Origin of the sequence: Thermococcus barophilus MP (assembly GCF_000151105.2) — an archaeon.
Classification (GTDB): domain Archaea; phylum Methanobacteriota_B; class Thermococci; order Thermococcales; family Thermococcaceae; genus Thermococcus_B; species Thermococcus_B barophilus.
In genome coordinates this window covers 1,295,856-1,319,681 of the sequence record NC_014804.1, presented here as the reverse complement: position 1 = coordinate 1,319,681, position 23,826 = coordinate 1,295,856, and the positions used below count along the sequence as shown (strand labels likewise).

The following is a 23,826-nucleotide window of genomic DNA, read 5'->3' as shown; positions in this document are numbered from 1 at the left end:
TTAAATCTTACGTTGGGTTATTTTTATCGGGGGTTGGGATGGAGATCGTAAGAGCACATCTAAGAATCTATGGAAGAGTCCAAGGGGTTGGCTTTAGGTGGAGCATGCAGCGTGAAGCGAGAAAGCTTGGAGTAAGTGGATGGGTCAGAAATCTGCCAGATGGCAGCGTTGAAGCGGTGATAGAGGGAGAAAGAGAGAGAGTTGAAGCTTTAATTGGCTGGGCACATCAAGGTCCAATATTTGCAAGGGTTACGAGAGTTGAAGTGAAGTGGGAAGAACCAAAGGGAGAGAAAGGGTTTAGGGTTGTTGGTTAAGCTTTTGCACTTATATTTTCCAAAGCAACTTTTTTTGGACAGTATCTAACTTCACAATATGCACATACAAATTTTTCCTTCCTTTTCTCGGGTGTGTGGAGGATCAGTTTTTTGAAGCCTGGTATGTCTTTTATTTTTACAAATACCTCTACAGGTAAGGTTCCGTCTATAACAATATATGCCTTGCTTTCCTCTTGTCTGAGGTTTCTGCTAAAAATCTCCATTATCGAAACGCCGTTTTCTGAAAGTATCTGGAGAACACTTGAAATTGCCTTGGAGTACAGCTCTTTATCAAATTCAATTTCAAGAACTTCCCATCCCATTATTGGAGCAACATCAATCAGGCTGGGCAGAGGAGTTAATCTTTCAAAGATCAGCTTTAGAGGATATGTTTTTTCAATGTACTCAATCGTATGGTAGATGATCTTCCTGTTTACACCAATAACCCTTGATAACTCACTGATTGGAACCTCAACATCTCTCAAATATATCTTTCCCTTTTTGACGCTCAGTCCATTTTCAAATAAAAACTCTGCAACCTTTCTTCTTGCCGGATAATTTTTAAAGTAAGCCTCTAATATGAGCATCATTTTTGCCACCTCTTACTCATAAATGTGTAGAAATGCATATTTAAATCTTTCTCTTCGGAAGATTTTTAATCATGCTTAATGGAGGGTAGTACATGCACCAGCAGAAATCCGCCTATGTTTATGGAAGCATTACTGTACTTCTCTGGTCGACTGTTGCTTCAGCATTTAAGCTCTCCCTCCGGTATTTGAGCTACTTAAATCTTCTACTTTATGCTTCCTTTACATCGCTGTTCATCTTCTTTATCCTGCTTGTTCTTCAGAACAAACTCTATGTTGTGAAAAAGCTGTCCTCTAATAAGTATTCTGCAATCCTCGGATTTGTCAACCCGTTTCTTTACTATCTGGTTCTTTTTAAGGCATATTCGATTCTTCCAGCTCAAGAGGCACAGGCATTGAACTACACCTGGCCAATAATGCTGACTTTGCTTTCAATCCCCCTGCTTCAGCAGAGGATTCGGCTTAGAAACATTTTTGGGATTTTTATTAGCTTCTCTGGAGTTTTGATTATTTCAACGCGGGGAGATATGACCGCTCTCAAATTTGCTAATCCTTATGGGGCTTTTCTTGGGTTAATGAGTGCCTTGATCTGGGCGGTTTACTGGATTTTGAATCTGAGAGATGGGAGAGATGCCGTGGTTAAAATGTTCTTTAATTTCGCTTTTGGCATTATGTACATCTTCCTTTTTGTGATTCTCACTCATAATATTGTAATACCCACTGCTAAAGGATTGGCAGGGGCGCTATATGTCGGAACTTTTGAAATGGGCATCACTTTCTTCTTGTGGCTCAAAGCTCTGGAGCTTTCGGAAACAACAGCCCAAATGGCAAATCTTGTTTATCTAACACCCTTTATCTCCCTGATTATAATACACTTTGCAGTCGGTGAGAGGATTTTGATTTCAACCATAGTTGGCCTTGCTTTAATAGTGGCTGGGATTATTTATGGCGGTGCTGGAAGGAATAACGGGGCAATGTAGAAAGGTTTAAATGTTTTTCAGCCGTAAAACACTCTGGTGGTTCTCATGATTGAGGTAGGCGAATATAAGGTTAAAGAAGGACTATACTACACAAAGGAGCACGAATGGGCTCAGGTTTTAGACGACGGGACGGTTCTTGTCGGAATAAGCGACTATGCTCAAAAAGAACTTGGCGACGTTGCATACGTTGAGCTTCCAGAAGTTGGAAAGGAAGTTTCACAGGGGGATGTTCTCTGTGAAATTGAAAGCGTCAAGGCTGTGAGCGAAGTTTACGCTCCAGTCAGCGGTGAAGTTGTCGAAGTTAATGGAGAGCTTGAGGACTCCCCGGAGAAAATCAACGAGGATCCATATGAGGCATGGATTGCAAAGATTAAGCCGTCAAACCTTGAAGAGGACTTAAAGAATCTCATGACTGCCGAGCAGTATGCTGAATACTTGAAGAGCCTCTGATTTTTGTCTGACTTTGTCTTTTCATATTCCATTTGGAGGTGTTTTTAGTGAGAACTCTAAAAGAATGGGATGTTAAAGTCAAGCTTGTGAGAACTAAGCGCGGAGCAATCCTCCATAAGATTGAGCTCTCTGAAAACCATTTCTTCCTTGAGCAGAACCCACTTAAGGATTCTAAGTATGGCGTTGCCTATAGGAAAATCAAAAACAAATTCCCTGAATTCTACATGTTCTGGGAGATTAAGAATAACCGCTATACTGGAAGGCTTTTAGTTGGTTCATTCCTTGAGAAAGAGGAAATCGACGAATTCATAACTCTTCTTGCACAAAGCGAGGAGTTCAAGAAGTTCGAGCACATCCTTGAGGAGATTGAAGAGGAAGAAAAGGAGGGATAAGCTCGGCTTTCCTTTTTCATCATAATTTCAGATACCCTAGAGCTCGTCATCGCCCATTTTATTATTGCCTTCCTGATAAAATAAAGCTATTGGAATTCAAAGGTAAGTAGAAAAGGTCTGCCACCACAAATAGGCTCGGCCAGTATGCCCGTCATCACATCTCAGCTATCGTGAGGCTCCTCATAGCCTTTGGTTATTTCTCGTTAGAGCTGATAAATTTATCCCCTAAGATTCAGAAAAATATAGGAGAAAAATCAAGCATTTTCGCTTTTCCTCTGCAAGTATTCATGTATTGCTTTTGCTGCTTTTCTTCCATCTCCCATTGCTAAGATTACGGTTGCTTCTCCTCTTATTGCATCCCCACCCGCAAAAACTCCAGGAATCGAAGTCATCAAATTCTCATCCACTACAATAGTACCTTTCTCTGTAATCTCCAAGCCGGGCGTTGTCTTCCAGATTATCTTGTTTGGAACCTGTCCAATTGCTATAATTACCGTATCAGCTTCGACTGTTATTGTTTCACCCGTTGGAATAATTTTTCTCTTTCCATTGGACTCTTTCTCATCAAGCACTTTCATTTTCATGAATTTAACAGCCTTGACATTGCCGTGTTCGTCTCCAATGAACTCTAAGGGACTCACAAAGAACATAAACTTCACTCCTTCTTCCTCAGCGTGATGAATCTCCTCAATTCTCGCTGTCATATCCTCTCTTCCTCTCCTGTACGCTATTGTGACATCGCTTCCAAGCCTTAGAGCAGTCCTTGCAGCATCCATCGCTGTATTTCCGGCACCAATCACTATTGTCTTCTTACCGACTTTTATTGGGGTGTCGTATTTTGGGAACTTATATGCTTTCATTAGATTAACCCTTGTAAGAAACTCGTTGGCTGAGTAAATTCCGTTGAGGTTTATTCCAGGCACTTCTGGAAGTTTGGGCGTTCCAGCACCTGTAGAGATAAACACTGCATCATATTCTTCAATGAGCTCTGGGATTGTTACGGTTCTTCCAACTATATGGTCTGTCTTTATCTCAACACCTAAAAGCTCAAGCTTCTTGAGCTCTTTTTTCACGATTTGTTTTGGTAGTCTGAATTCTGGGATTCCGTATATTAGGACTCCTCCGGGATAATGCAAAGCCTCAAATATTGTAACTTTGTAGCCCATTTTTGCTAATTCTGCAGCACAGGTTAAGCCTGCTGGTCCTGCTCCAACAACAGCTACTTTTTGCTCTTTCTTTTCGATTTTGGGGATGATCTCCATCAAAAGCTCGTCGTCTATCCCGTGTAGTCTTGCGTAGTCTGCTACGAATCTTTCGAGTTTTCCTATGTTTATTGGGTCGCCTACTTTGCCCATTACGCAGACTCCTTCGCATTGGTCTTCTTGTGGGCAAACCCTGCCTGTAATGGCAGGCAAAGAATTACAAGCCCAAATAACTCTTAAAGCCTCTTTAACCGCCAAGTATGGATTGTCTCTGTGCTCTTTAAGCTTAGCAAGGAAGCCAGGGATGTTTATGTTTACAGGACATCCTTTTATACACGGAGCATAGTTCTCTGGACACTGCAAACAGCGCTCAGCTTCCATTAGGGCAAGATCAAAGTTGTATCCTAAATTGACCTCTTCAAAACTCTTGATTCTCTCATAAGCCGGTCTTTCAGGGGTGGGAACTCTGTTTTTTATGAGCTTTCTCTTTGTCATCACTGTGCACCCCCTTGAATCTTTTGCATATATCCTTGCATTGCTATCATCTCCAAATCCCCATAATAGCCAGACCTCTTAATCAGCTCATCAAAATCAACTTCGTATGCATTGAAAGTTGGACCATCAACGCAAGCAAATTTGATCTGTCCTCCAACAGTAACCCTGCAAGCACCACACATACCAGTTCCGTCAACCATAATCGGGTGTAAATCAACAAGCATTGGAACATTGAATTCTTTGACAACTTCAAAAATCACTTTTTGATCACCAACTGGCCCAACCATAAACACTAAATCTGGCTTAAGGTTTCTTATCATGTCTCTGACTATTTCTCTTGCCCTGGCGGTTACATTTTTCATGTTTTCGGGGAAGCTCTTCTCTGGATTAAGCGGAACACCTACAGCAGTGTGTTTTGAAACAGCCTTTTCGAGTTCATCTTTTAAGAGGATCATGGGTTCGAAGGTGACCTGGAGGGTGTGAACTTCATTTCCAATTTCCTGCCATGCTCTTGCTATTGGAAACACTTCGACTATACCCGTATACAAGCCTATAGCAAGTATTTTCCCGTAGTTTTTCATCGGAGCTGGGTTGCCAAGCGGACCAGCAATGTTAAGGAAATAATCCCCTTCTTTGAGCTCAGTGTTTATCTGCATCGTTGTTTTTCCTCTTGTGAATACAATAAGCCCTATCCATCCCTCCTCCCTGCTCCACGTGACCGGCGTAAGGGGTATCCTTTCCCCATTCTCGAAAGCTCTAACAATTATAAACTGGCCTGGTTGGAGTTTTCTAACTATGTGTGGAGCGTGAACTTTAAACCAAACATTTCTCATTGCAATCTCCTTTCTTTCTAAAATCCTGTACACAATGAACACCCCCGTACATGTGCTCATTCTTGAGCATTTACAAAGGTTGTGAACATGAGGTATTTATAAAAGTATTGTTAACCAAAGGTTAACAACATTGAAGAAAATTTTGCAATAGCCATACTTAACCAAAAATCCTAAAAAGAGGAGCCTAAATTTCGAAATTAGGGGATGAGCCTCACGGTACGCTGAGGTGGTGATGAACCTCCCTCTCTGCTGACTAAATCTTTCTCGCAAATGTTATGTATCCTGTGTGTGCAATCATCCTTGTTCTTGGTCTTATGCATTCTTCCCTAACTTCCTGCTCTCTAACTAAGCATTCAATAGTTTTGGGTCTCATGAAATACTCCCTGAACTCTCTCAGCTTTTCATAAAGGCGAGCAACTTGGTTTATACATGGGGTATATGCCACAAAATATCCTCCCGGCTTTAATGCTTCTACAGCGTGTTCAACAACCCTCTCTGGTTGAGGCAAGTCAAGAATTATGTGATCAACCTCTTTCTCGTCTATTCCATCGTAAATGCTCTTGAGCTTTATAGTAACCCTGTCATCAAAACCTGCCCATTCAATGTTTTTCCAGGCAAGCCTTGCAAAGTCCTCTCTAACTTCATAACTGACTATTTTTCCGTTAGGTCCAACTATGTTTGCCAAGAAAAGAGTTAGCGCACCGCTTCCGACTCCAGCTTCCACTATAAAATCTCCTGGGGAGATTCCTGCAAAAGCAACAATTTGAGCTGCATCCTTGGGATGAATTATCTGAGGACCGCGCTTCATTTTATCAATGAAATCAACTATTCTGGGCTTCAAAATTTTGAACTTATATCCTTTATGTGATTCGATGATATCCCCAAAATTTTTCCCAATTATTTCACTAAGGTCTATCTTCCCCAGATCAGTATGAAACTCCTGCTTCTTTGCAGATATCAGATATCTTTTTCCCCTGGGATCAACCAGCAGAACTTTTTGATCCTCTGCTATCACTTTTTCTCACCATTTCCCTTTTTGATCTTGACTGTGTACTCTTCTTCTTGGTTTATGTCGATGATCCATGCTGAGATGTCTTCTAAAATTGCCAACTGGGGCATTTCCACCAAGTTTTTGTTTATCAAATAAATCGAGGTCCAGTCCTCTACTGGAAGGTTGCTTCTACTGAATAAAATAGCCTGAATTGCCCTTTCCTTTCCAAAGTAGAAGTACTCCGATAATCCAAAGCTCAGGAAATAAAGTGGTTTTATTGAATCCACAAGGGCTTTTCTAATTGCATCGTAATAATTTTTCATGAATTCGGATATTTCATATGTTAGGGGGATTTCATCAACGATTGATCCATAACTCGCTCTTCCCGGGCCTATTTTGATCACTTTTATGTGCTTTGTTATCTCGATGATTCTTCTGTAATCCTTTGGAGAAATTTTCCTGATATAGTTTCTAAAGCTTAAATCTCCAATACCAAAGAAATCATCAACAACTATTTGATTGTCGTGAGAAATCTCGGGGATAATCTCTCCCCATGCGAGGTCTTCAAAGGGATAAGCGCTGGGGTATTCTATTAAAACAACGTCACCTCCTCTCACATGCCCCTTTAGAAACTTTCCAATTGAGTGAATTTCCATTTTGCCCACCAAAGAATTTTTAATATCTTATCTTTTAAACCTTTTAGGTGTTAAGAATGAGAAAGTTCGTAGTATGGGCAAGTGAACTGGATGCAAGGTTGTCAAGGAAATATGGAAGGGAAATCCCCAAAAACTTAGCAGTTGAGTCTCCCAAACTTGATGAAATTATTGAAGCAGCTAAAATCCTTGGCATGAAGATCGTTAAAGTTGAATGGGACAAGCTAAACCCCCGCGTATCAGGATTAGACGAGACCCTTCGAGCAAAGGGGATGCTCGTTATTGAAAGCAAGTATGGAAAGTCAAAAAGCCTAAGGCTAATTGCTCAAAAGATTAGGGAATTTAGGAAGTCCAAGAGGAGGAAAAAGTAGTCACTCTTCCTCTAACTCAACAACTATCGCTGTTGTGGTGTCGATTACACCATCAATGTTGTGTATATCATGTAGGATTTTTCTTGTGAGTTCTCCAAGGTCTGCTGCTTCAATGTGTATTATTGCATCATATGGTCCAGTGACAGCATCCGCCTTTGTAACTCCGGGAATCCTTTTAAGCTCTTCTATAACCTTCTCAACTTTTCCAATTTCAACTGTCAGTAAAACATATGCCCTAACCATTTACACCACCAGAGCAGTTTTTTACAGATGATACTTGCATTTTATCTCATTTAAGCTTTTCGTAGTTACTTTCTATTTGAATTCAAAAATCAGAACAGTATTGCACGTCTTTCCATGGCAATATCACAAAATGTGCACTATTGAGCGTTTAAGAGGTACATTGGATATCAACTTTTTTTAAATGTTTTCATTTTGATAACAATTTTGGAAAAATATATAACATTGTGTAAGACATCTTGAGAGCGAGATAATTATTTAGTCATAAATTTGTCTAAGTAATCGAAAGTTTTATTACTGGAATATTCTCTATAGATTATTGCCAACTTTGGGGGGATACCCATGAAGAAGGCACTATCAGCATTGTTTTTAATTGCAATTTTGGGCTTTGCAGTAGTTGCCAGCGGCTGTATTGGGGGAGAGAAAACAACCACTCCAACTTCAACTCAAGCTACAACCCAGACCACAACACAGACCTCAACAGCATCCTCTCCGACTAAAACTACAACCCAGACTCAAGCTCCAAAGCCGAAGGGGATAACACCTGCGATTCTTGAGCTTGATAAGGTAGCAGTGATTGAGACTGATAAATCAGTGATTGTTGTTGGTCCAAAAGGTGAGAATCCAACTGTCTCATTGCCAAGTGGTAAAAAGGTAATTAGGGTAAGCTATGTTGTTGATGAAGCCAACACCCCTGACATTAAGAAGCTTATGGAAGAGGGACAGGGTTTTGGGGCAATAGACCCAGCATTCTTTAGAAATACAAACGTTGATGCTCTTGTTATTGCCGCAAGAAGGCAGACCGATCCTGCTATAAGAACCGAGCTGTTTAAGGCTCTCTACATATTGGGGAACTATTACGTGCCCGAGGTAATTATCGGGCAGAACAGACAGCTTCGTGTTTACTGGAGCTGGGTTAAGGGAAGATACTACCACCCAACCCTTCCAGAAAGGTATGATCTCCTCTGGGAGGATCCAAATGCCCCAAGTGTCAGCATAGGAATTGGAGAATATAAGAACGATGCCGAGACATACGTCATAGGAACGATTGGATGGCCAGAGAGCTTTGATCCAGCTTGGACCTATGAGACCTTCGGATGGGAAATCTGGCACGAAATCGGCGATACTCTTGTTACATACTGGAAGGATGAGACAGAAGAGGTTTCACCAGATTTGGCAGTTGCATGGGCACACAACGAAGATGGTACAGAGTGGTACTTTGTCATTAGGGGCGGTGTTAAGGCTTACGACCCATGGAACGACAAGACCTATCCAATTGACGCAACAGATGTTGCATTTACATTCTGGCGTGTCCAGAGATTGGGACACAGCGTTTCATGGATGGTTTCAGAGTTTATGGACGTCAACAAGTCACAAGCATTGACAGAGCAGGACTTCGAGAATATTCTCAAGAGTGAGAAGCTCATTGCAGAATACAAAGGTAAGACCGTTGAAGTGAAGTCACTTGATGATTTGCTTAAGCTATTCGGCTACAGCGGAAAGACTGCGGGAGTATTCAAGCTTGTTCTGCCGCATCCATATGCTCCAGTCCTTAACATCCTTGCAGATCCGTTCCTCTCAGTGGTTCCAATGGAGTACTTGCTTGGTGACAAGTATGAAGAGGCATTAAAAGCATCAGACAACGGTAAGAACCCAAGTGCATGGGCGAAGTACGTGCAAGAGGGAGAACAAGACCCAACACACCAGCTCATGCACAAGAAGCCAGTTGGAACTGGGCCATATTATGTTAAAGAGTACCAAGAGAACTCATACATCGTCCTTGAGCTCAATCCATATTACTGGAATAAGGACATATGGAACAACATAAAGCCCCTCCACAAGAGGGTTATCTATGTCATAAACAACGATGCCGTTTCAAGAATCCAGCTCTTCCAGACAGGAACAGTTGATACGGTTGCAACACCACCAGAAAGAATAAACGATGTTAAGGGCTTGAAGCTTGATGGCTTTGAATCAATAGTGCAGACTGACTTACTGCAGCCGATCCTCACATTCATAGTATTCAACACCTATAAGGAGCCCTTCAACAACGTTAAGGTCAGGCAAGCTTTGGCTTATGCGATCCCATACGATCAGATTGCCCAGACGGTCTACTCAGGCTTGCTTGAGAGGAACTGGGGTCCAATTCCAAAGCCGTGGCCAGGCTATACAGAGCAGGGAATAATCAAATATGATTACAACTTGGCAAAGGCGCAGCAGCTCCTGAAGGAATCTGGCATTGATCCAACCAAATACAAGATTGAACTCATCTACAACGCTGGAAACTCAGCACGTGAAAAGATAATGACCCTCCTCCAGAACGTCTGGAGCCAGCTTGGCTTCCAAGTTACAGTGGCAAGCTATGAGTGGCCAGTCTACTTAGGAAAGGTCAGCAAGGGTGACTTTGATGTCTACGTCGTCGGTTGGGTTCCAGACTACCTTGACTCAGACAACTGGGTTGGACCATTCCTCTACGGTGCGACCAAGTTCAAAGAGCTTAATGTTGAAGTTTCAGGCTGAGCCTTTCTTTTCTTTAATTTTAAATTTCAGCTATCCCAATAAACTGCAAAAAGCTTAAGTGGAGGGACGGAAATGGCTGATCTCAAGAAGTTCTTAATCAGAAGGGTTCTAACATTCATTCCGACAATAGTTGGGGTCACAATAATTGTATTTTTAATAGCATATGTAATTCCAGCAGATCCCGCTAAAGCTTGGGCTGGAGGTGAAAAAGCATCTCCAGAGGCTGTTGAAAGAATCAAGGAAAGATATCACTTAAATGAGCCGTGGTATGATCAGTACTGGTTTTTGATAAAAGGTTTGGCAACAAACACTCTGATTGATCCAAGAACTTCAAATCCCGTGTTTGATGATATTAAAGACCGTTTTCCCGTGACATTTCAGCTGGCTATAATTGCGTTCACATTCACGATATTAATTGGAATTCCTCTTGGTTTGATATCTGCATTGAAGCGTAACACATGGATAGATACACTTGTTAGGATTTTTGCCCTCATTGGAGTTTCGACACCAGTTTTCTGGTTGGGCTATCTACTTCTGTTTGTGTTCTTTGTGAAGTTTAGGATAACGAATTTGGCTGGAGTTCCCCCAGCGCCGCCAGTTCAAATTACTCACATACCCATAATTGATTCCCTCCTTACTGGAAACTTCACACTTTTCAAGCAGCATTTGGCAAGATTTTGGCTTCCAGGGTTTGTGCTTGGATTTATGGGTACGGGTGTGCTGGCAAGATTTGTCAGGAACTCCTTCCTTGAAGCCCTTAGCGGTGATTACATTCAATTCCTAAAAGCTAAGGGGGTTCCAAAGCTTAGAATGTACAGACATGCCCTCAAGAACGCCTTAGTTCCAATCGTTACAGTTCTTGGTCTTCAGTTTGGAGGCCTGCTGGCTGGAACACCGATCACAGAGACTGTCTTTGCCCTACCAGGAATGGGTAGATATGCTATACTCTCAATTCAGAACCTTGACTTTCCAGCGGTTGTAGCAATAACTTTCATCTACGCAATAATTTACGTTACCGCAAATTTGGTGGTTGATATACTCTATGCAGTAATCGATCCAAGGGTTAGATACTGAGGTGGTCAAGATGCAAGAGGAATACAAAAAGAGCATTTTGGATAAGCTTGCAGACAAAATTGTTTATGGACTGGGCTCGTTCATAAGCTTATTCAAAAAGGGCTGGAAAGAAAAGAACAAATCAAAGATGGAAGAATGGCGCTTGATGCTTTATGCTCTTAACAGATCCCCACCTGCCCTGATTGGACTGTTCCTTGTGATCCTGTTCATCTTAGTGGGAATCTTTGGACCAAGGTTAGCACACTGGAGGTACAACTTCTTCCCGATGCTCTATACAAAGAGCTATGATAAAATCGTCTTAGCGCCACCAGGAAGCAAATTTGTCCTTGACTACTACAATAATACTGTAATAACTTTTCCCCTCGGCTCAGACCACTACGGTAGAGATCTGCTGAGTTTAATCCTGAGCGGTGCCAGGACAAGCTTTGTAATCTCAATAATAGTCATATCCCTTGGGGTACCTCTTGGGATAATCCTTGGCCTCATAGCAGGTTATTACGGGGGAAAAGTTGACGAGCTAATAATGCGTATAACAGATATGTTTCTTGCATTTCCAGCATTGATCTTGGCAATTGCACTGTCTGCAGTGCTCCCTGAAAGAATCCAGAATTTTATTTCCACACATGAGGCTGTGCAGAAATTTGTGTTGTGGTTATTTGCCTTAGATGTTAGAGAAGCTGGAAACCTCGGAAGACTTTTGGCAGTCATATTGGCGATGATTATAGTCTGGTGGCCAGCTTATGCGAGAATAACAAGAGGTTCAACTCTAACAGAAAAGGAGAAGCTGTACATAGAAGCAGCAAGAGCTATAGGACTGCCAGCGAGAACGATAATGTTCAAACACATACTGCCAAACATAATTGGGCCCATACTGGTGTACATAACACTTGACTTTGGTGGAGTAATCCTTATGGAAGCAGGATTGAGCTTTCTTGGATTAGGTGCAACTCCCCCAATAGCCGACTGGGGTAGAATAGTTTATGATGGAGCTCAGTACTTCCCGAAGGCATGGTGGCTGGTGTTCTATCCAGGATTGGTTGTCATGCTTGTGGCATTGGGCTGGAACCTGCTGGGTGACGGTCTCAGAGACATACTTGATCCAAAGACAAGAAGGAGCATTGAGTTCAAAGTAAAGAAGAGCAAGAAGGAGGGTGAGGCAAATGCCTGAGCCAATTTTGCAAGTTAGAAACCTAACCGTTCACTTTTACACTTACGCTGGAATAGTTAAGGCAATAGAAAGAGTTTCATTTGATGTGTACAGGGGTGAAACTTTCGCATTGGTTGGAGAAACAGGCTGTGGAAAGAGCGTAACCTCAAGGGCATTAACTCAGCTGATTGAGAGTCCAGGAAGGATCGTTGAGGGTGAGGTACTGTATCATAAGGAAGATGGTACAGTCGTTGATCTCCTCAAACTTAATGAAGAACAGATCAGGGAAATTAGAGGGAATGAAATAGCTTACATCTTTCAAGACCCCCATGCTTCACTTGATCCCCTTTACACAGTGGGCTACCAAATAGCCGAGGCAATGGAAGTTCATGGAAAGGTTGAGAGCATAAAAGAGGGAATTAAAAAAGCTGTTGACATTTTAAGATCCGTCCTTATTCCCGATCCAGAAAATAGGGTCAAAAATTATCCTCATGAGCTGAGCGGTGGAATGAAGCAGAGAGTGGTTATTGGAATTGGAATCGCAAACAATCCAAAGATTCTAATTGCCGATGAGCCCACAACGGCTTTGGATGTTACAGTCCAAGCCCAGATCCTTGACTTGATTAACCAGCTTAAGGAAAAGTACAAAGCAACGGTCATTTTGATCACGCACAATTTAGGTGTTGTTGCTGAAACTGCCGACAGAGTAGCTGTGATGTACGCCGGAAAGATAGTTGAGATTGGCTCAGTGGAGCAGATCTTCAAGAATCCTTTACATCCATACACCAAGGGTCTTCTCAAGGCTGTGCCAAATCCAATGACAAAGATTGAGCGCTTAGAGGCTATTCCCGGAACAGTGCCGAATCTGATAACACCGCCAAGCGGCTGCAGATTCCATCCGAGATGTCCATTTGCAACAGAGGTGTGCAAGCGTAAAGTGCCTGAGCTGAAAGAAATGGAAGATGGACATTTTGTAGCATGTCACCTTTACTGAGGTGAGAGCATGGAGAAAGTGTTAGAAGTTAAACATCTCAAAAAGTACTTTCCCGTGAAAGGCTTATTTTTCACAAAGGGCTGGGTTAAGGCAGTTGATGACATAAGCTTTGAGATATACAAGGGTGAAACCTTTGGCTTAGTAGGCGAGAGTGGCTGTGGTAAGACAACGACAGGAAGAACAATCCTTCGTTTGATAGAGCCAACTGCTGGTGAAATCCTCTTTGAAGGCAAGAACGTTATGGAGCTTAAAGGTGATGAGCTCAAATGGTTCAGGAGGAAAGCCCAGATAATGTTTCAGGATCCGTACTCATCTCTAAATCCGAGGCAGACGGTGTTTGAAATAATCATGGAGCCTGTGAGATTTCATGGCATTGAAGTCGATGATCCTGAGGAATTTGTGATAAACCTCCTGAAAAGCGTTGGACTCAACGAGATGCACCTCTACAGATACCCCCACGAGTTCAGTGGTGGTCAGAGACAGAGAATTGCCTTAGCGAGGATAATGGCTCTTAAGCCAGAGTTCATAGTGCTTGATGAGCCAACATCTGCTTTGGATGTTTCAGTCCAGGCGAACATCCTGAACACTCTCAAGGACTTGCAGGAAAAGCATGGGTTCACTTATCTCTTTATCTCCCACGATTTGGGTGTCGTCAAGTACATGAGCCACAGGATGGGGGTTATGTACCTTGGAAAGCTTGTCGAGGTAGGTCCAGCTGATAAAATCTTTGAGAATCCACTCCATCCCTACACCCAAATGCTCCTCTCAGCTATTCCAGTTCCAGATCCGGAGATGGCTAAAGAGCTTAAAGCAAAGCGTAAGATTGTTAGAGGCGAACCTCCAAGCCCAATAAACCCACCGGCTGGGTGCAGGTTCCACCCAAGATGCCCGTTTGCAAAGGATGTGTGCAGAAAAGAAGAGCCACCAATGGTTGAGGTTGAGAAAGACCACCATGTTGCCTGCTGGCTTTATGCTAAATCATAGAAAGCAGAGCATGCCTAAAACCTCCATCAATTTCCAAGAGCTGTGTATATATGCCATCTTTTTCTCCTTTTTCATTGAAAATTTCTCTGTTTTTGAGTTCAATCCTGTAGTAGAGGTATTCTTTTGGAACTATCTTGATCTTATCAAGTTCTGTGGGGGTTTTAACTCCAAGGATTTTTCTTAATATCGCCAAGGATAGCATAGCCTCTCTGTTTTCTTTTGCAAGATGTTCGTCTTTCTCTACATGCCTTGAAAAACCAGTTGGAATTCCAATGAGCCTGAGGATATTCCATTTTCTCATATGCCTTAGTCGTTTGTTCAGCTTCTCTCCAGAGCTTTCATAAACCTCAACAAACAGATTTTTTAAGAATCCCTCAATTTCATTTTTCTGTAAGAGTATTGGAAGAGGTTCTTCTGCAGTTTCTGACAGGGTTCTGTCTACTGGTCGAATTAGAGCGCTGATCCTTTCAATCCGCTCAAGCTTCTTTGAAAAGTGGGCATCAATCATATATTCCTCCCCATTCACTTCAAATACCAGATAGGGTACTTCAACTTTCATGCTTTCAACTAAACCAAAAGCCTATAAACGCTTTTCCCCTATTGGGTATGCAATGCAGGTTGATGAGCTTTCAAAATTTGGTGTAGATGAGAGAATAATCAGGAAGATTAAAGAGCGGGGCATTAGCGAGTTTTATCCTCCTCAAGCTGAGGCTCTGAGGAGCGGTGTTCTCAATGGGGAGAATTTGCTTTTGGCAATTCCAACAGCGAGCGGAAAAACCCTCGTTGCTGAAATTGTGATGCTCCACAAGCTCTTTACTGGGGGTGGAAAGGCAGTTTATTTAGTCCCTCTTAAGGCTCTGGCTGAAGAAAAATACAGAGAATTTAAAACATGGGAAGATTTGGGGGTTAGGGTTGCTGTAACGACTGGAGATTATGACAGCAGTGAAGAATGGCTGGGCAAATATGACATAATCATAGCAACGTCAGAGAAGTTTGACTCCCTTTTGAGGCATAAATCAAGATGGATTAGGGATGTAACGCTTATTGTTGCAGATGAAATTCACCTTCTTGGCTCTTATGATAGGGGAGCAACTTTGGAGATGATATTATCCCATATGCTTGGCAAAGCCCAGATTTTGGGATTGAGCGCAACCGTTGGAAATGCCGAGGAGCTGGCTGAATGGCTGAACGCAAAGCTTGTGGTTAGTGATTGGCGTCCTGTGAAACTTAGGAAAGGTGTCTTTGCTCATGGTCAGCTGATTTGGGAAGATGGCAAAGTTGATAAGTTTCCACCTCAGTGGGACTCTCTCGTAATTGATGCTGTCAAAAAGGGCAAACAAGCTCTGGTTTTTGTGAACACGAGAAGATCAGCTGAAAAAGAAGCGGGAATGCTTGGCAAGAAAGTCAGGCGGCTTTTAACAAAGCCCGAAGCAAGGAGATTAAAAGAACTGGCTGAGTCATTGGAAAGCAATCCAACCAATGATAAGCTTAAAGAGGTTTTAGTTAACGGTGCTGCCTTCCATCATGCTGGATTAGGAAGAGCAGAAAGAACTTTGATTGAGGATGCATTTAGGGAAGGATTGATAAAAGTCTTAACTGCGACGCCGACATTGGCTATGGGCGTGAATTTACCGTCCTTTAGAGTGATAATCCGCGATACAAAGAGGTACTCAACCTTTGGGTGGTCTGATATCCCTGTTCTTGAAATCCAGCAGATGATAGGGAGAGCTGGAAGGCCTAAATACGACAAAGAAGGCGAAGCTATTATTGTTGCAAAAACAGAAAAGCCAGAAGAACTCATGGAGAAGTATATCTTTGGAAAGCCCGAAAAGCTGTTCTCCATGCTCTCCAACGATGCTGCATTTAGGAGTCAAGTTTTAGCATTAATTACAAACTTTGGAGTTGAAAGCTTCCGCGAGTTGATAGGGTTTTTGGAGAAGACCTTCTATTATCATCAGAGAAAAGACTTGGAAATCCTTGAAGGCAAAGCGAAGAGCATAGTCTACTTCCTCCTTGAGAACGAGTTCATAGATATTGACCTAAATGACAGCTTTATAGCGTTGCCCTTTGGTATAAGAACTTCCCAGCTCTATCTTGACCCTCTTACAGCTAAAAAGTTCAAAGATGCTCTGCCTCAGATAGAGGAAAATCCAAATCCTCTCGGCATCTTCCAGCTTTTGGCATCAACTCCGGACATGGGAACGCTCAGCATAAAGAGGAAGGAACAGGAAAGCTATCTCGATTATGCTTATGAGATGGAAGATTACTTGTACCGTTCAATTCCTTACTGGGAGGACTACGAGTTTCAGAAGTTTTTGAGTGAAGTTAAGACAGCGAAGTTGCTCTTGGACTGGATCAATGAAGTGAGTGAAGCAAAGCTGATTGAGGCTTATGGGATTGATACTGGAGACTTGTATAGGATTATTGAGCTTGCAGACTGGTTAATGTATTCTCTCATTGAGCTTGCGAAGGTTCTCAATGCAGGAGGTGAGACGATTAAATACCTCAGAAGGCTCCATCTGAGGCTTAAGCATGGCGTTAGAGAGGAGCTGTTAGAATTGGTGGAGCTTCCAATGATTGGAAGGAGGAGGGCAAGGGCTTTGTACAATGCGGGCTTTAAAAACGTTAATGACATTGTAAAGGCTAAGCCGAGTGAGCTTTTAGCCGTTGAAGGTATTGGTGTTAAAGTTCTGGAGAGAATCTACAGGCATTTTGGAGTTGAGCTTCCATTGTTGAAAAATATCAAAGATCCTGACAAGCCAGAGGATAAGCCTAAGGAGAAACCCAAGCCAAAGAAGGGAACTTTAGACTACTTTTTGAAGTGATTAGTTAACCTTTTAAACCCTCCACATTTACCTGAGGATGGGCAATGATAATCTGTGTGGTAGGCATGCCCGGTTCTGGTAAAGGTGAAGTTGTGAGGATTTTCTCAAAATATGGCGTTCCTCACGTTTCAATGGGAGATATTGTGAGGGAAGAGGCAGACAAGAGAGGAATTCCAAGGACTCCAGATGGAATGAATAAAATCAGCATTCAGCTGAGGCAAGAGCTGGGAGATAATGCTGTCGCAAAGCTGACGGTTCCAAGGGTTAAAGAGCTCTTAAAGAAGCACAAGGCAGTGATTATTGATGGTGTCCGTTCTTTGGATGAAATCCAGACGTTCAAAGATGCTTTTCCAGATCAGGAGATTGTGATAATAGCTGTCCATTCATCTCCAAAAAAGAGATTTGAGCGATTAAAGAAGAGAGGCAGGAGCGATGACCCAAAAACCTGGGCAGACTTCGAAGCGAGGGACTGGAAGGAGCTTAAATTCGGCATCGGGAACGTTATAGCCCTTGCAGATTACATGATAGTAAACGACAATCACATTGATGATTACAGAAAAGAAATTGAGGAACTGGCAAAAAAGCTTGGATTAGCCAAGCATTGAATCCAGAAACAGCATCACGTAAAATCCCAAGAAGAAGCCAATTGTTATGAGGGTTTCATTTTCCTCTTTTTTGTAAATTTCGGGGATCATCTCTTTAACCGTTATGTACAGCATTGCTCCTCCCGCTAAACCCAGACCATAGGGCAGAAGCCAATTGAGTTTGACAAACAGCAGTGCCCCAAGAACTGCCATAATCATTTCAGCGACTCCGCTCAGAACTCCAATAAGTATTGGTTGCAATCTTCTCTTCTGGAGCACAGCCAGGGGCAGTGCAACGACGATACCCTCCGGGAAGTCCTGAATTCCTATTGCTAAAGCTGTAACAAGTCCGGTTTCAAGGTTGTAAACTATCGAGGTCCCAACGGCCAGTCCTTCTGGGAGGTTGTGGATTACCATTGCAAAAATGATTAACCAGACAACTTTTAGCTTATCTTTCAGCTCTTTTGGGCCCTCATAGCCTTTAATGATGTGCTCATGTGGGAGAAGCTTGTCTATTCCAAAGATCAAAACAACACCCAAAAATACTCCAATTCCAGCTGGGGAAAAGCTATTGGTTGATTCTATCGCTGGCAGAATTAAGCTTGTAAAGCTTGCAACAATCATAACTCCAGCGGCAAAGCTTAGGCTGAACTCAACACTCCATTCTGGAAGGCTTTTAGCAAATATCGCAACTAACGAGCCAAGAGATGTCATTAAAGCAACGAACAGTCCAGCATAGAAGGCAATGGTAATGATGTTTCCGTTTGATGCTGAGAGTATATAGCCTGCTATATTCTGGATGAAGTTTTCCAGCATGCATTACACCTAAATATTTTAGGTTTTCCTAAACTTATAAACGTTGCCCAAAACTTTAAAACCGCCATAGAGGAGAGCAGCAATGGTGAGAGAGATGTTTGAAGAAGTTGAAGTTGAAGCTTATGTTTATCCCACTGAGGACATTGAGAAGGTAAAGAAGGCTATGCTGAATTTAATTCCAGGCTTAGAGTTTGAAGCATTTGATAAAGGCGATTACATAGTTTTAGTTGGGAAAACAAAGAACAAAAAAGCTTTACAAAGACTATATGAGCTTTTTAGAGGACAGGCTATTCTCGACACAGCGAGGGCTTTTCTTGAGGATGGCTACTTTGGGGAGGAAATTATAATCAAAGTCCACAAGCAGGTAGCTTATGCTGGAAAGGTGAACTTCAACGAGGAATCCCCTCTGGGGCCAATAACCATAACGATAAGAACCAAAGATCCCCAAAGGCTTATGAAATGGCTGGCTCCAAGAACGAAGGATGGAGTTCCAATAGAGTGAAAAGAGGAAAAAGCTACTCAGTTCTTTTTCTCTTCCCCCACTTCAGCTTTGCCGTAAGCACCTTTTCCGTTGAGAAGAACTTTGCAGTTATGTAGAGCATTGCTCCGCTGATGAAGAGCAGATATGCTATTCCAGCGTAAACTATTGCATACTGCTTCAAAAGGACTGCTCTTGAAGCTATTACTGGATGGCTGAAGGGGATTGCATAGAGGAAGTACTTTACTGCTGGTGGCAAAGTTGAGATGTCCTTGAACATCAAAATCCAGATTGGGAAGAGGAGAGGCATCATGATCATGCTGACCATTGTGCTTGCGCTTCTTATGTCCTCTGCAAACACTGAGATTAGCATTGCCAAGCTTAAGGCGAAAACTATGCTCAGGAACAGTGAAATCCCGAAGAGCAGAGCTCCTTTGGGCGTCATCTCAAGTCCAAGGTCTTTCAGGGTAATTCCAATTTGGGTCATGTTTTCGGGGGTAAATGAGCTTATGTAGTATTTCAGACCAACCATGTAAGCAATTGACGCAACGAGGGCAATTATTGCCGTCCCCACCATTTTACCTGTTATTATTGTCATTCTCTTAACAGGTAAGGTCAGCAGAGTTTCAAGTGTTTTGTTCTCTTTTTCAGCTGCCATTGTTGTTGCGGCCATCTGAGAAACATAGCTTATCATTATGAAGAGCACTAGCGGGATAGAGAATGCCTGAGAGTAGATTATCCCAGATACAATTGAAGGAGGGACATTTACAATTCTCCCTTGAATCACTGAGTAGCTTTTTGCATCTATTGGGTGCAGTATAGCCTCTGGATTGCCTTTCACTGCCTCTTTTATCTTCAGCTTTGCCAGCTCCTCATTAAGGACTTGTAGAACAGCGTTAATTCTTCCTTCACTTACGCTTTCTTTGATTCCAGCACTTATCCCTTTGAATACAGCGTAAACCTCAACATACGTCTTTTGGTTTGCTTCAATGTTTTTGGAGAAATCCTTTGGAATTACCACGACGACATTATATCCCTCTGCCTGAGCCTTCTGAATTGCTTCTTGCACTGTTTGGGCATCAATGAGCGTTACGGTAACGTTTGGAGCTGCCCTTAAAGCACTGATCAATACATTGCCGTATTTCCCTTCATCAAAGTTGACGAGGATTACTTTGGTCTCTTCTTTTGCTTCGCTCATTCCAAAGCTTATCATCTTTCCTAAAGCTGGGAAAAGGATGAGCGGCACGATTATCATTCCGACTATGATTTGTTTGTTCCTCATTAAGTCTTTAAGCTCCTTTATGACCATTACAAAAAAGTCGCTCATAATTTCACCCCCACAGCTTTCATGAAGACTTCTTCGAGGTTTTCAGCGTTGTACTTCTCTTTCAGCTCTTTGGGAGTGCCAATCTCAACGATGACGCCTTTGTTTATCAGAGCCACCTTGTCGCACAGGAATTCAACCTCGAGCATGTTGTGGCTGGAGATGAGAAATGTAACTCCTTCCTCGGCAAATCTTTTGATTGTTTGTCTGATTGCGTAGGCGTTTATTATATCAAGACCGCTTGCAGGCTCGTCAAGAATGGCAAGCTTTGGCATGACCATTAAAGCCCTCGCAAGCAGAAGTTTTCTTGTCATACCTTTTGAATAAGTCGCAACCTTGTCGTGAATTCTTTCCCCAAGTCCCGCTATTTTGACGCCAAGCTTCAGCATTTCTTCAATGCTTTTTCCAGTCTTTGCATAAAGCTTTGCCATGAACTCTAAGTATTCATATCCGGTGAGATTTTTGTATGCCCCAGCTTCCTCTGGGAGGTAGCTGATGAGCTTTCTGACCTCATCCGCTTTGCTTACAACATCATAACCGAAGACCTCAGCTTTTCCTCCAGTTGGGACTAAAAGAGTAGCCAAAATCTTGAGGGTTGTCGACTTTCCAGCACCGTTAGGCCCAATCAAGCCGAAAATCTCTCCTTCCTTAACTTCAAAGCTTATTCCCTTCAGGGCTTTAACTTTCCCATAGTCTTTTTCGAGGTTTTCAACTTTTACCGCTGTCATGTGAAACCCTCCGATCATATTCAAGAAGTATCACTCCAAAGGTCGCAAACAGTATTCCAACAATGATCATGGGCTTGAACTTCCCATAAGCACCAGAAAATGCAAAAAGAAGTCCAACAAACATCGACCACCAAGCCCTTTCTCTGTATTTGCTCCTAAACATCTCAATCACCTTCATAGATGAAGATATCCTCGATCTTAACCCCAAAGAACCTTGCAATCTTGAAGGCTAACCTTAATGAGGGATCGTACTTACCTTTTTCAATCGCTATTATCGTCTGCCTTGTAACTCCCAATATCTTTGCCAGCTCCTCCTGAGTTAATCCTCTTGCTTCTCTAAGCTCCCTCAGACGGTTTTTCAATTTACATCACCCTGCTGTAGTAGATTTTAAATGCCAGATGGGTAAAAAACAGGAAAACAAGTAAGCTTTCTGCCAGAATAAATGCATCTCTGAGCGCTGGATTTCTCTGCTGGGCTACCGAGAGGTATATCACAGCAAATGCTAATCCAATCATAAACACTTGAAGGGTTCTTCTTGCTGAAATCTCTTCGATTCTCAGAGTTCTTTCGTCTTCAAGCACATAGCCTCTTCTCTTCATTGAAGCATAGTAGAGATTGAGCATGATACCTCCAACCAAAAAGACGGAAAATGCAAGGGGTAAGTTGCCGTTGCTGACGGCGTAGCCCATCAAATAGCCCATTGTCAATATCACAAGCATTGCAGGGATGAGTGTTTTCTTTTTCTCATCCCTTTTTGAAAGGTGGAGCAGGATTAACGTTGTCACCGTAGCCAAGAAAGCCCATATGATGAAATTAACTATTGCCTCGTTCATTCACATCACCGATGTAAAGCTTCCTTTACGTAAAGTTTACTTTACATAACTTATAAGTTTTGTGCTAATGTTTGGGGTTATTCATGAACACTGCTGGAATTTAGGAGAGGTTCTTTACATTTAGAATAGTTATTTTTGAAACCTCATGGAGCTTACAGAGTTCAGAAACTAACTTTTTGAAGCTCTCATAGTCTTCATACTCGATTTCTGCAATGATGTTGTATTCACCCTCAACAAGAAAAATTTCTTTGGGAAAGCTGTGGATTTTCAAATAGTAGTCAATAAATTTCTCACATCCCCTAAAACCTCGAATAAGCAATATACTTTTCATTTTTTCTTCTCCAGAATTAGTATCTCCCAAAGTTAATACGGCTTTCGTATTTCAAAGAGAGGAGGTAATAAGCTCTCCCATCAGATACGTTGCAGTTGCCTTCGTAACTTTTACTTTTACGAATTCTCCAATTGGAGCCTCCGGCAAAATTATTTCCTTGTAGTTCATCGTTCTGCCTTCAACTCCTCCTTTCTTTCCTTCCCCGTGTGTTAAAACTAAGAGTTCCCTTCCAACATACTTCTGGTTTATCTCATAGCTTATAGCTAACCTCAAGCGGTGGAGATAGCGGGAGCGCTCCTTAGCACGCCAGCCAACTATTTGATCTGGCATTCTTGCCGCTAAAGTTCCGGGTCTCGGAGAGAATCTTGAAACGTTTATCTTATCTGGCTTAACCCTCTTTATGAGCTCAACGGTATTCTGGAAAGCCTCTTCGCTTTCTCCGGGGAACCCAACAATTATATCCGTGTTCAGGTTCAGCTCTGGGAACTCTTTCCTAAAAGCCTTAACTATGGTCTCAAAATCTTCAACTGTGTACGTTCTGCCCATTTTCCTTAGAATTTCATTATCTCCACTCTGAACGGGCAAATGCAAGAATTTGTAAATCTTTTCATCTTTGTAGGCATCAATTAGCTCATCAAGGAACTTTATGACATGATTTGGGTTCATCATGCCGACTCTAATTCTAAACTCTCCTTCAATGGATGTTAGCTCGTCTAAAAGCTCAGCTAAGTTTGTCCCAATATCAAAACCATAGCAGCCGGTATCTTCGCTTGAAAGCTGTATCTCCTTATAACCTTTGGCCAATGCCTCTTTGACCCATCTGACAATTTTTTCTGGGGAGTAACTCTTCAGAATTCCTCTTGCAAAGCGAGTCGCACAGTAGGTGCACGCATTCAAACAGCCCTCACTAATTGGCACAACAAAGACTACTTTGCTCTTCCACATTCTGGGAAGTTCAAGCTTGTCTATTCCCCTCTGCTCTACATCAACGAGCTTTACTCCCCTTTCTGCAAGCTCAATAGCTTCGGTAATTCTGTTTATGCTCTTAACTCCTAAGATTGCTGATACCCTCTCATCTATTGCCTCAATGTTGATGTGAGGCAAACAGCCGGTAACAATAACCTTTTTGCCAGCATCAAGGAGCTCTTTAATTCTCTTTCTCATATGATTTTCTGTTGGGTCTTTCACGGCACAGGTGTTCACGATTACATAGTCTGCGCTATCCAAATCAACTATTTCATAACCCGCATTAACCAAGAGGGCTTCCATGATTTCTGCATCCGCTTTATTCCGCGTGCATCCATAAGTTTCAATGTGAACTCTCATCGCAAATTGCTAAGCTTAGCGCTTTAAAAACTTAATTGGCTGAATGTGTGAAATATCTTGAGAACAAAAGAAAAGTTTGAAGTCCAAAAATTGGACTATGAATGTGAAGTCAAATAACTTCTCCAAAAGCGAACTTTCTCTTGACAGAGTTAATTACAATCTCAACTTCCTGACCGACCTTGGTGTTTGGAACAAACACTACAAAGCCCTTAATCCTGGCTATACCGTCTCCGCCCTTTCCTATACTTTCGATTTTAACAGTATATCTTTCTCCGACCTTAACTGGGGCTACTCCACCAAATCTGTCTCTATTTCCACCAAATCTATCTCCATACATTTCCAATATCTCCTTT

The 23,826-nt window shown here is 42.2% G+C and carries 29 protein-coding genes; 13 read left to right on the top strand and 16 right to left on the bottom strand.

The features are described from left to right. Nucleotides 1-38: 38 nt before the first annotated feature. Entirely contained in the window at nucleotides 39-314 is a 276-nt protein-coding gene (locus TERMP_RS07565; RefSeq protein ID WP_048159796.1) for an acylphosphatase, read from the top strand. On the opposite strand, the gene TERMP_RS07560 is transcribed toward TERMP_RS07565, so the two are convergent. After that, nucleotides 311-904, bottom strand: a complete 594-nt coding sequence (locus tag TERMP_RS07560) for a hypothetical protein (RefSeq protein ID WP_013467800.1) — start codon at nucleotides 902-904, stop codon at nucleotides 311-313. The two genes, TERMP_RS07565 and TERMP_RS07560, sit on opposite strands and share 4 nt — an antisense overlap. Nucleotides 905-996: 92 nt before the next feature. Here TERMP_RS07560 and TERMP_RS07555 point away from each other — a divergent pair, with 92 nt between their 5' ends. Genes TERMP_RS07555 through TERMP_RS07545 form a run of 3 tightly spaced genes read left to right on the top strand, consistent with a single transcriptional unit; the run spans nucleotide 997 to nucleotide 2,723 of the window. Continuing rightward, on the top strand, nucleotides 997-1,881 hold the full coding sequence (locus tag TERMP_RS07555; RefSeq protein WP_013467799.1) for a DMT family transporter: 885 nt from the start codon (nucleotides 997-999) through the stop codon (nucleotides 1,879-1,881). 45 nt (nucleotides 1,882-1,926) lie between these two features. Continuing rightward, nucleotides 1,927-2,331 carry a glycine cleavage system protein GcvH gene (gcvH, locus tag TERMP_RS07550; RefSeq protein ID WP_013467798.1) on the top strand — a complete coding sequence of 135 codons (405 nt, stop codon included), beginning with the start codon at nucleotides 1,927-1,929 and terminating at the stop codon, nucleotides 2,329-2,331. Nucleotides 2,332-2,378: 47 nt separating this feature from the next. After that, the gene (locus TERMP_RS07545; RefSeq protein WP_013467797.1) at nucleotides 2,379-2,723 is read left to right on the top strand and encodes a DUF7132 family protein; all 345 of its coding nucleotides are present in this window, start codon (nucleotides 2,379-2,381) and stop codon (nucleotides 2,721-2,723) included. Nucleotides 2,724-2,977: 254 nt separating this feature from the next. On the opposite strand, the gene gltA is transcribed toward TERMP_RS07545, so the two are convergent. The 4 genes from gltA to TERMP_RS07525 all read right to left on the bottom strand — a co-directional run bounded on the left by gltA (nucleotide 2,978) and on the right by TERMP_RS07525 (nucleotide 6,900). Beyond that, on the bottom strand, nucleotides 2,978-4,420 hold the full coding sequence (gltA, locus tag TERMP_RS07540; RefSeq protein ID WP_013467796.1) for an NADPH-dependent glutamate synthase: 1,443 nt from the start codon (nucleotides 4,418-4,420) through the stop codon (nucleotides 2,978-2,980). Then, nucleotides 4,420-5,286: a sulfide/dihydroorotate dehydrogenase-like FAD/NAD-binding protein gene (locus TERMP_RS07535; RefSeq protein WP_013467795.1), complete on the bottom strand. Its 867-nt coding sequence runs from the start codon at nucleotides 5,284-5,286 to the stop codon at nucleotides 4,420-4,422. Before TERMP_RS07535 ends, gltA begins: the two co-directional genes overlap by 1 nt. Before the next feature lie 220 nt (nucleotides 5,287-5,506). After that, complete coding sequence (locus tag TERMP_RS07530; protein ID WP_013467794.1) at nucleotides 5,507-6,268, bottom strand: tRNA (adenine-N1)-methyltransferase; 762 nt, start codon at nucleotides 6,266-6,268, stop codon at nucleotides 5,507-5,509. Continuing rightward, nucleotides 6,265-6,900 carry a DUF257 family protein gene (locus TERMP_RS07525; protein ID WP_013467793.1) on the bottom strand — a complete coding sequence of 212 codons (636 nt, stop codon included), beginning with the start codon at nucleotides 6,898-6,900 and terminating at the stop codon, nucleotides 6,265-6,267. The genes TERMP_RS07530 and TERMP_RS07525 overlap by 4 nt, the downstream gene beginning before the upstream one ends. 56 nt (nucleotides 6,901-6,956) lie before the next feature. Here TERMP_RS07525 and TERMP_RS07520 point away from each other — a divergent pair, with 56 nt between their 5' ends. Further along, complete coding sequence (locus TERMP_RS07520; RefSeq protein ID WP_013467792.1) at nucleotides 6,957-7,268, top strand: signal recognition particle protein Srp19; 312 nt, start codon at nucleotides 6,957-6,959, stop codon at nucleotides 7,266-7,268. Here the strand turns inward: TERMP_RS07520 and TERMP_RS07515 are convergent, their stop codons facing one another. Next, nucleotides 7,269-7,511 carry an Lrp/AsnC family transcriptional regulator gene (locus TERMP_RS07515; protein WP_013467791.1) on the bottom strand — a complete coding sequence of 81 codons (243 nt, stop codon included), beginning with the start codon at nucleotides 7,509-7,511 and terminating at the stop codon, nucleotides 7,269-7,271. A 339-nt stretch (nucleotides 7,512-7,850) separates the two neighbouring features. Between TERMP_RS07515 and TERMP_RS07510 the strand changes: the two genes are divergently transcribed. From TERMP_RS07510 to TERMP_RS07490, 5 genes are all read left to right on the top strand, one after another. Next, a complete protein-coding gene (locus tag TERMP_RS07510; protein WP_013467790.1) occupies nucleotides 7,851-10,028 on the top strand; it encodes an ABC transporter substrate-binding protein in 2,178 nt (725 codons plus the stop codon). Between the two features lie 72 nt (nucleotides 10,029-10,100). Next, complete coding sequence (locus TERMP_RS07505) at nucleotides 10,101-11,102, top strand: ABC transporter permease (RefSeq protein ID WP_013467789.1); 1,002 nt, start codon at nucleotides 10,101-10,103, stop codon at nucleotides 11,100-11,102. Between the two features lie 10 nt (nucleotides 11,103-11,112). Beyond that, the gene (locus tag TERMP_RS07500) at nucleotides 11,113-12,270 is read left to right on the top strand and encodes an ABC transporter permease (protein ID WP_013467788.1); all 1,158 of its coding nucleotides are present in this window, start codon (nucleotides 11,113-11,115) and stop codon (nucleotides 12,268-12,270) included. Further along, the gene (locus TERMP_RS07495) at nucleotides 12,263-13,243 is read left to right on the top strand and encodes an ABC transporter ATP-binding protein (RefSeq protein WP_013467787.1); all 981 of its coding nucleotides are present in this window, start codon (nucleotides 12,263-12,265) and stop codon (nucleotides 13,241-13,243) included. The genes TERMP_RS07500 and TERMP_RS07495 overlap by 8 nt, the downstream gene beginning before the upstream one ends. A gap of 9 nt (nucleotides 13,244-13,252) precedes the next feature. Next, a complete protein-coding gene (locus TERMP_RS07490) occupies nucleotides 13,253-14,227 on the top strand; it encodes an ABC transporter ATP-binding protein (RefSeq protein WP_013467786.1) in 975 nt (324 codons plus the stop codon). Here the strand turns inward: TERMP_RS07490 and TERMP_RS07485 are convergent. Then, nucleotides 14,217-14,786, bottom strand: coding sequence for a hypothetical protein (locus TERMP_RS07485; protein WP_013467785.1), 570 nt, complete (start codon nucleotides 14,784-14,786; stop codon nucleotides 14,217-14,219). The two genes, TERMP_RS07490 and TERMP_RS07485, sit on opposite strands and share 11 nt — an antisense overlap. A 52-nt stretch (nucleotides 14,787-14,838) precedes the next feature. On the opposite strand from TERMP_RS07485, the gene TERMP_RS07480 reads away from it, so the two are divergent. Both TERMP_RS07480 and TERMP_RS07475 read left to right on the top strand, forming a co-directional pair. Continuing rightward, complete coding sequence (locus tag TERMP_RS07480; protein ID WP_048159968.1) at nucleotides 14,839-17,052, top strand: ATP-dependent DNA helicase; 2,214 nt, start codon at nucleotides 14,839-14,841, stop codon at nucleotides 17,050-17,052. A gap of 44 nt (nucleotides 17,053-17,096) precedes the next feature. Then, nucleotides 17,097-17,657, top strand: coding sequence for a dephospho-CoA kinase (locus TERMP_RS07475; protein WP_013467783.1), 561 nt, complete (start codon nucleotides 17,097-17,099; stop codon nucleotides 17,655-17,657). Here the strand turns inward: TERMP_RS07475 and TERMP_RS07470 are convergent. Then, entirely contained in the window at nucleotides 17,643-18,452 is an 810-nt protein-coding gene (locus tag TERMP_RS07470) for a ZIP family metal transporter (protein ID WP_013467782.1), read from the bottom strand. The genes TERMP_RS07475 and TERMP_RS07470 overlap by 15 nt on opposite strands. A 94-nt stretch (nucleotides 18,453-18,546) precedes the next feature. On the opposite strand from TERMP_RS07470, the gene TERMP_RS07465 reads away from it, so the two are divergent. After that, nucleotides 18,547-18,954: an RNA-binding domain-containing protein gene (locus tag TERMP_RS07465; RefSeq protein WP_048159967.1), complete on the top strand. Its 408-nt coding sequence runs from the start codon at nucleotides 18,547-18,549 to the stop codon at nucleotides 18,952-18,954. Between the two features lie 13 nt (nucleotides 18,955-18,967). Here TERMP_RS07465 and TERMP_RS07460 read toward each other — a convergent pair whose 3' ends face one another. From TERMP_RS07460 to TERMP_RS07425, 8 genes are all read right to left on the bottom strand, one after another. Then, nucleotides 18,968-20,257 carry an ABC transporter permease gene (locus TERMP_RS07460; RefSeq protein WP_013467780.1) on the bottom strand — a complete coding sequence of 430 codons (1,290 nt, stop codon included), beginning with the start codon at nucleotides 20,255-20,257 and terminating at the stop codon, nucleotides 18,968-18,970. Next, nucleotides 20,254-20,982: an ABC transporter ATP-binding protein gene (locus tag TERMP_RS07455; protein WP_013467779.1), complete on the bottom strand. Its 729-nt coding sequence runs from the start codon at nucleotides 20,980-20,982 to the stop codon at nucleotides 20,254-20,256. Before TERMP_RS07455 ends, TERMP_RS07460 begins: the two co-directional genes overlap by 4 nt. Further along, nucleotides 20,963-21,145 carry a hypothetical protein gene (locus tag TERMP_RS07450; protein WP_013467778.1) on the bottom strand — a complete coding sequence of 61 codons (183 nt, stop codon included), beginning with the start codon at nucleotides 21,143-21,145 and terminating at the stop codon, nucleotides 20,963-20,965. The genes TERMP_RS07455 and TERMP_RS07450 overlap by 20 nt, the downstream gene beginning before the upstream one ends. A gap of 1 nt (nucleotide 21,146) precedes the next feature. Beyond that, complete coding sequence (locus tag TERMP_RS07445; RefSeq protein ID WP_013467777.1) at nucleotides 21,147-21,344, bottom strand: helix-turn-helix transcriptional regulator; 198 nt, start codon at nucleotides 21,342-21,344, stop codon at nucleotides 21,147-21,149. Nucleotide 21,345: 1 nt separating this feature from the next. Then, the gene (locus tag TERMP_RS07440) at nucleotides 21,346-21,816 is read right to left on the bottom strand and encodes a DUF2178 domain-containing protein (protein ID WP_013467776.1); all 471 of its coding nucleotides are present in this window, start codon (nucleotides 21,814-21,816) and stop codon (nucleotides 21,346-21,348) included. A gap of 100 nt (nucleotides 21,817-21,916) precedes the next feature. Next, the gene (locus TERMP_RS07435; RefSeq protein ID WP_013467775.1) at nucleotides 21,917-22,147 is read right to left on the bottom strand and encodes a hypothetical protein; all 231 of its coding nucleotides are present in this window, start codon (nucleotides 22,145-22,147) and stop codon (nucleotides 21,917-21,919) included. A gap of 51 nt (nucleotides 22,148-22,198) precedes the next feature. Continuing rightward, nucleotides 22,199-23,473: a tRNA (N(6)-L-threonylcarbamoyladenosine(37)-C(2))-methylthiotransferase gene (locus TERMP_RS07430; protein WP_013467774.1), complete on the bottom strand. Its 1,275-nt coding sequence runs from the start codon at nucleotides 23,471-23,473 to the stop codon at nucleotides 22,199-22,201. 109 nt (nucleotides 23,474-23,582) lie between these two features. Then, on the bottom strand, nucleotides 23,583-23,810 hold the full coding sequence (locus TERMP_RS07425; protein WP_013467773.1) for a TRAM domain-containing protein: 228 nt from the start codon (nucleotides 23,808-23,810) through the stop codon (nucleotides 23,583-23,585). Between the last annotated feature and the right edge of the window lie 16 nt (nucleotides 23,811-23,826).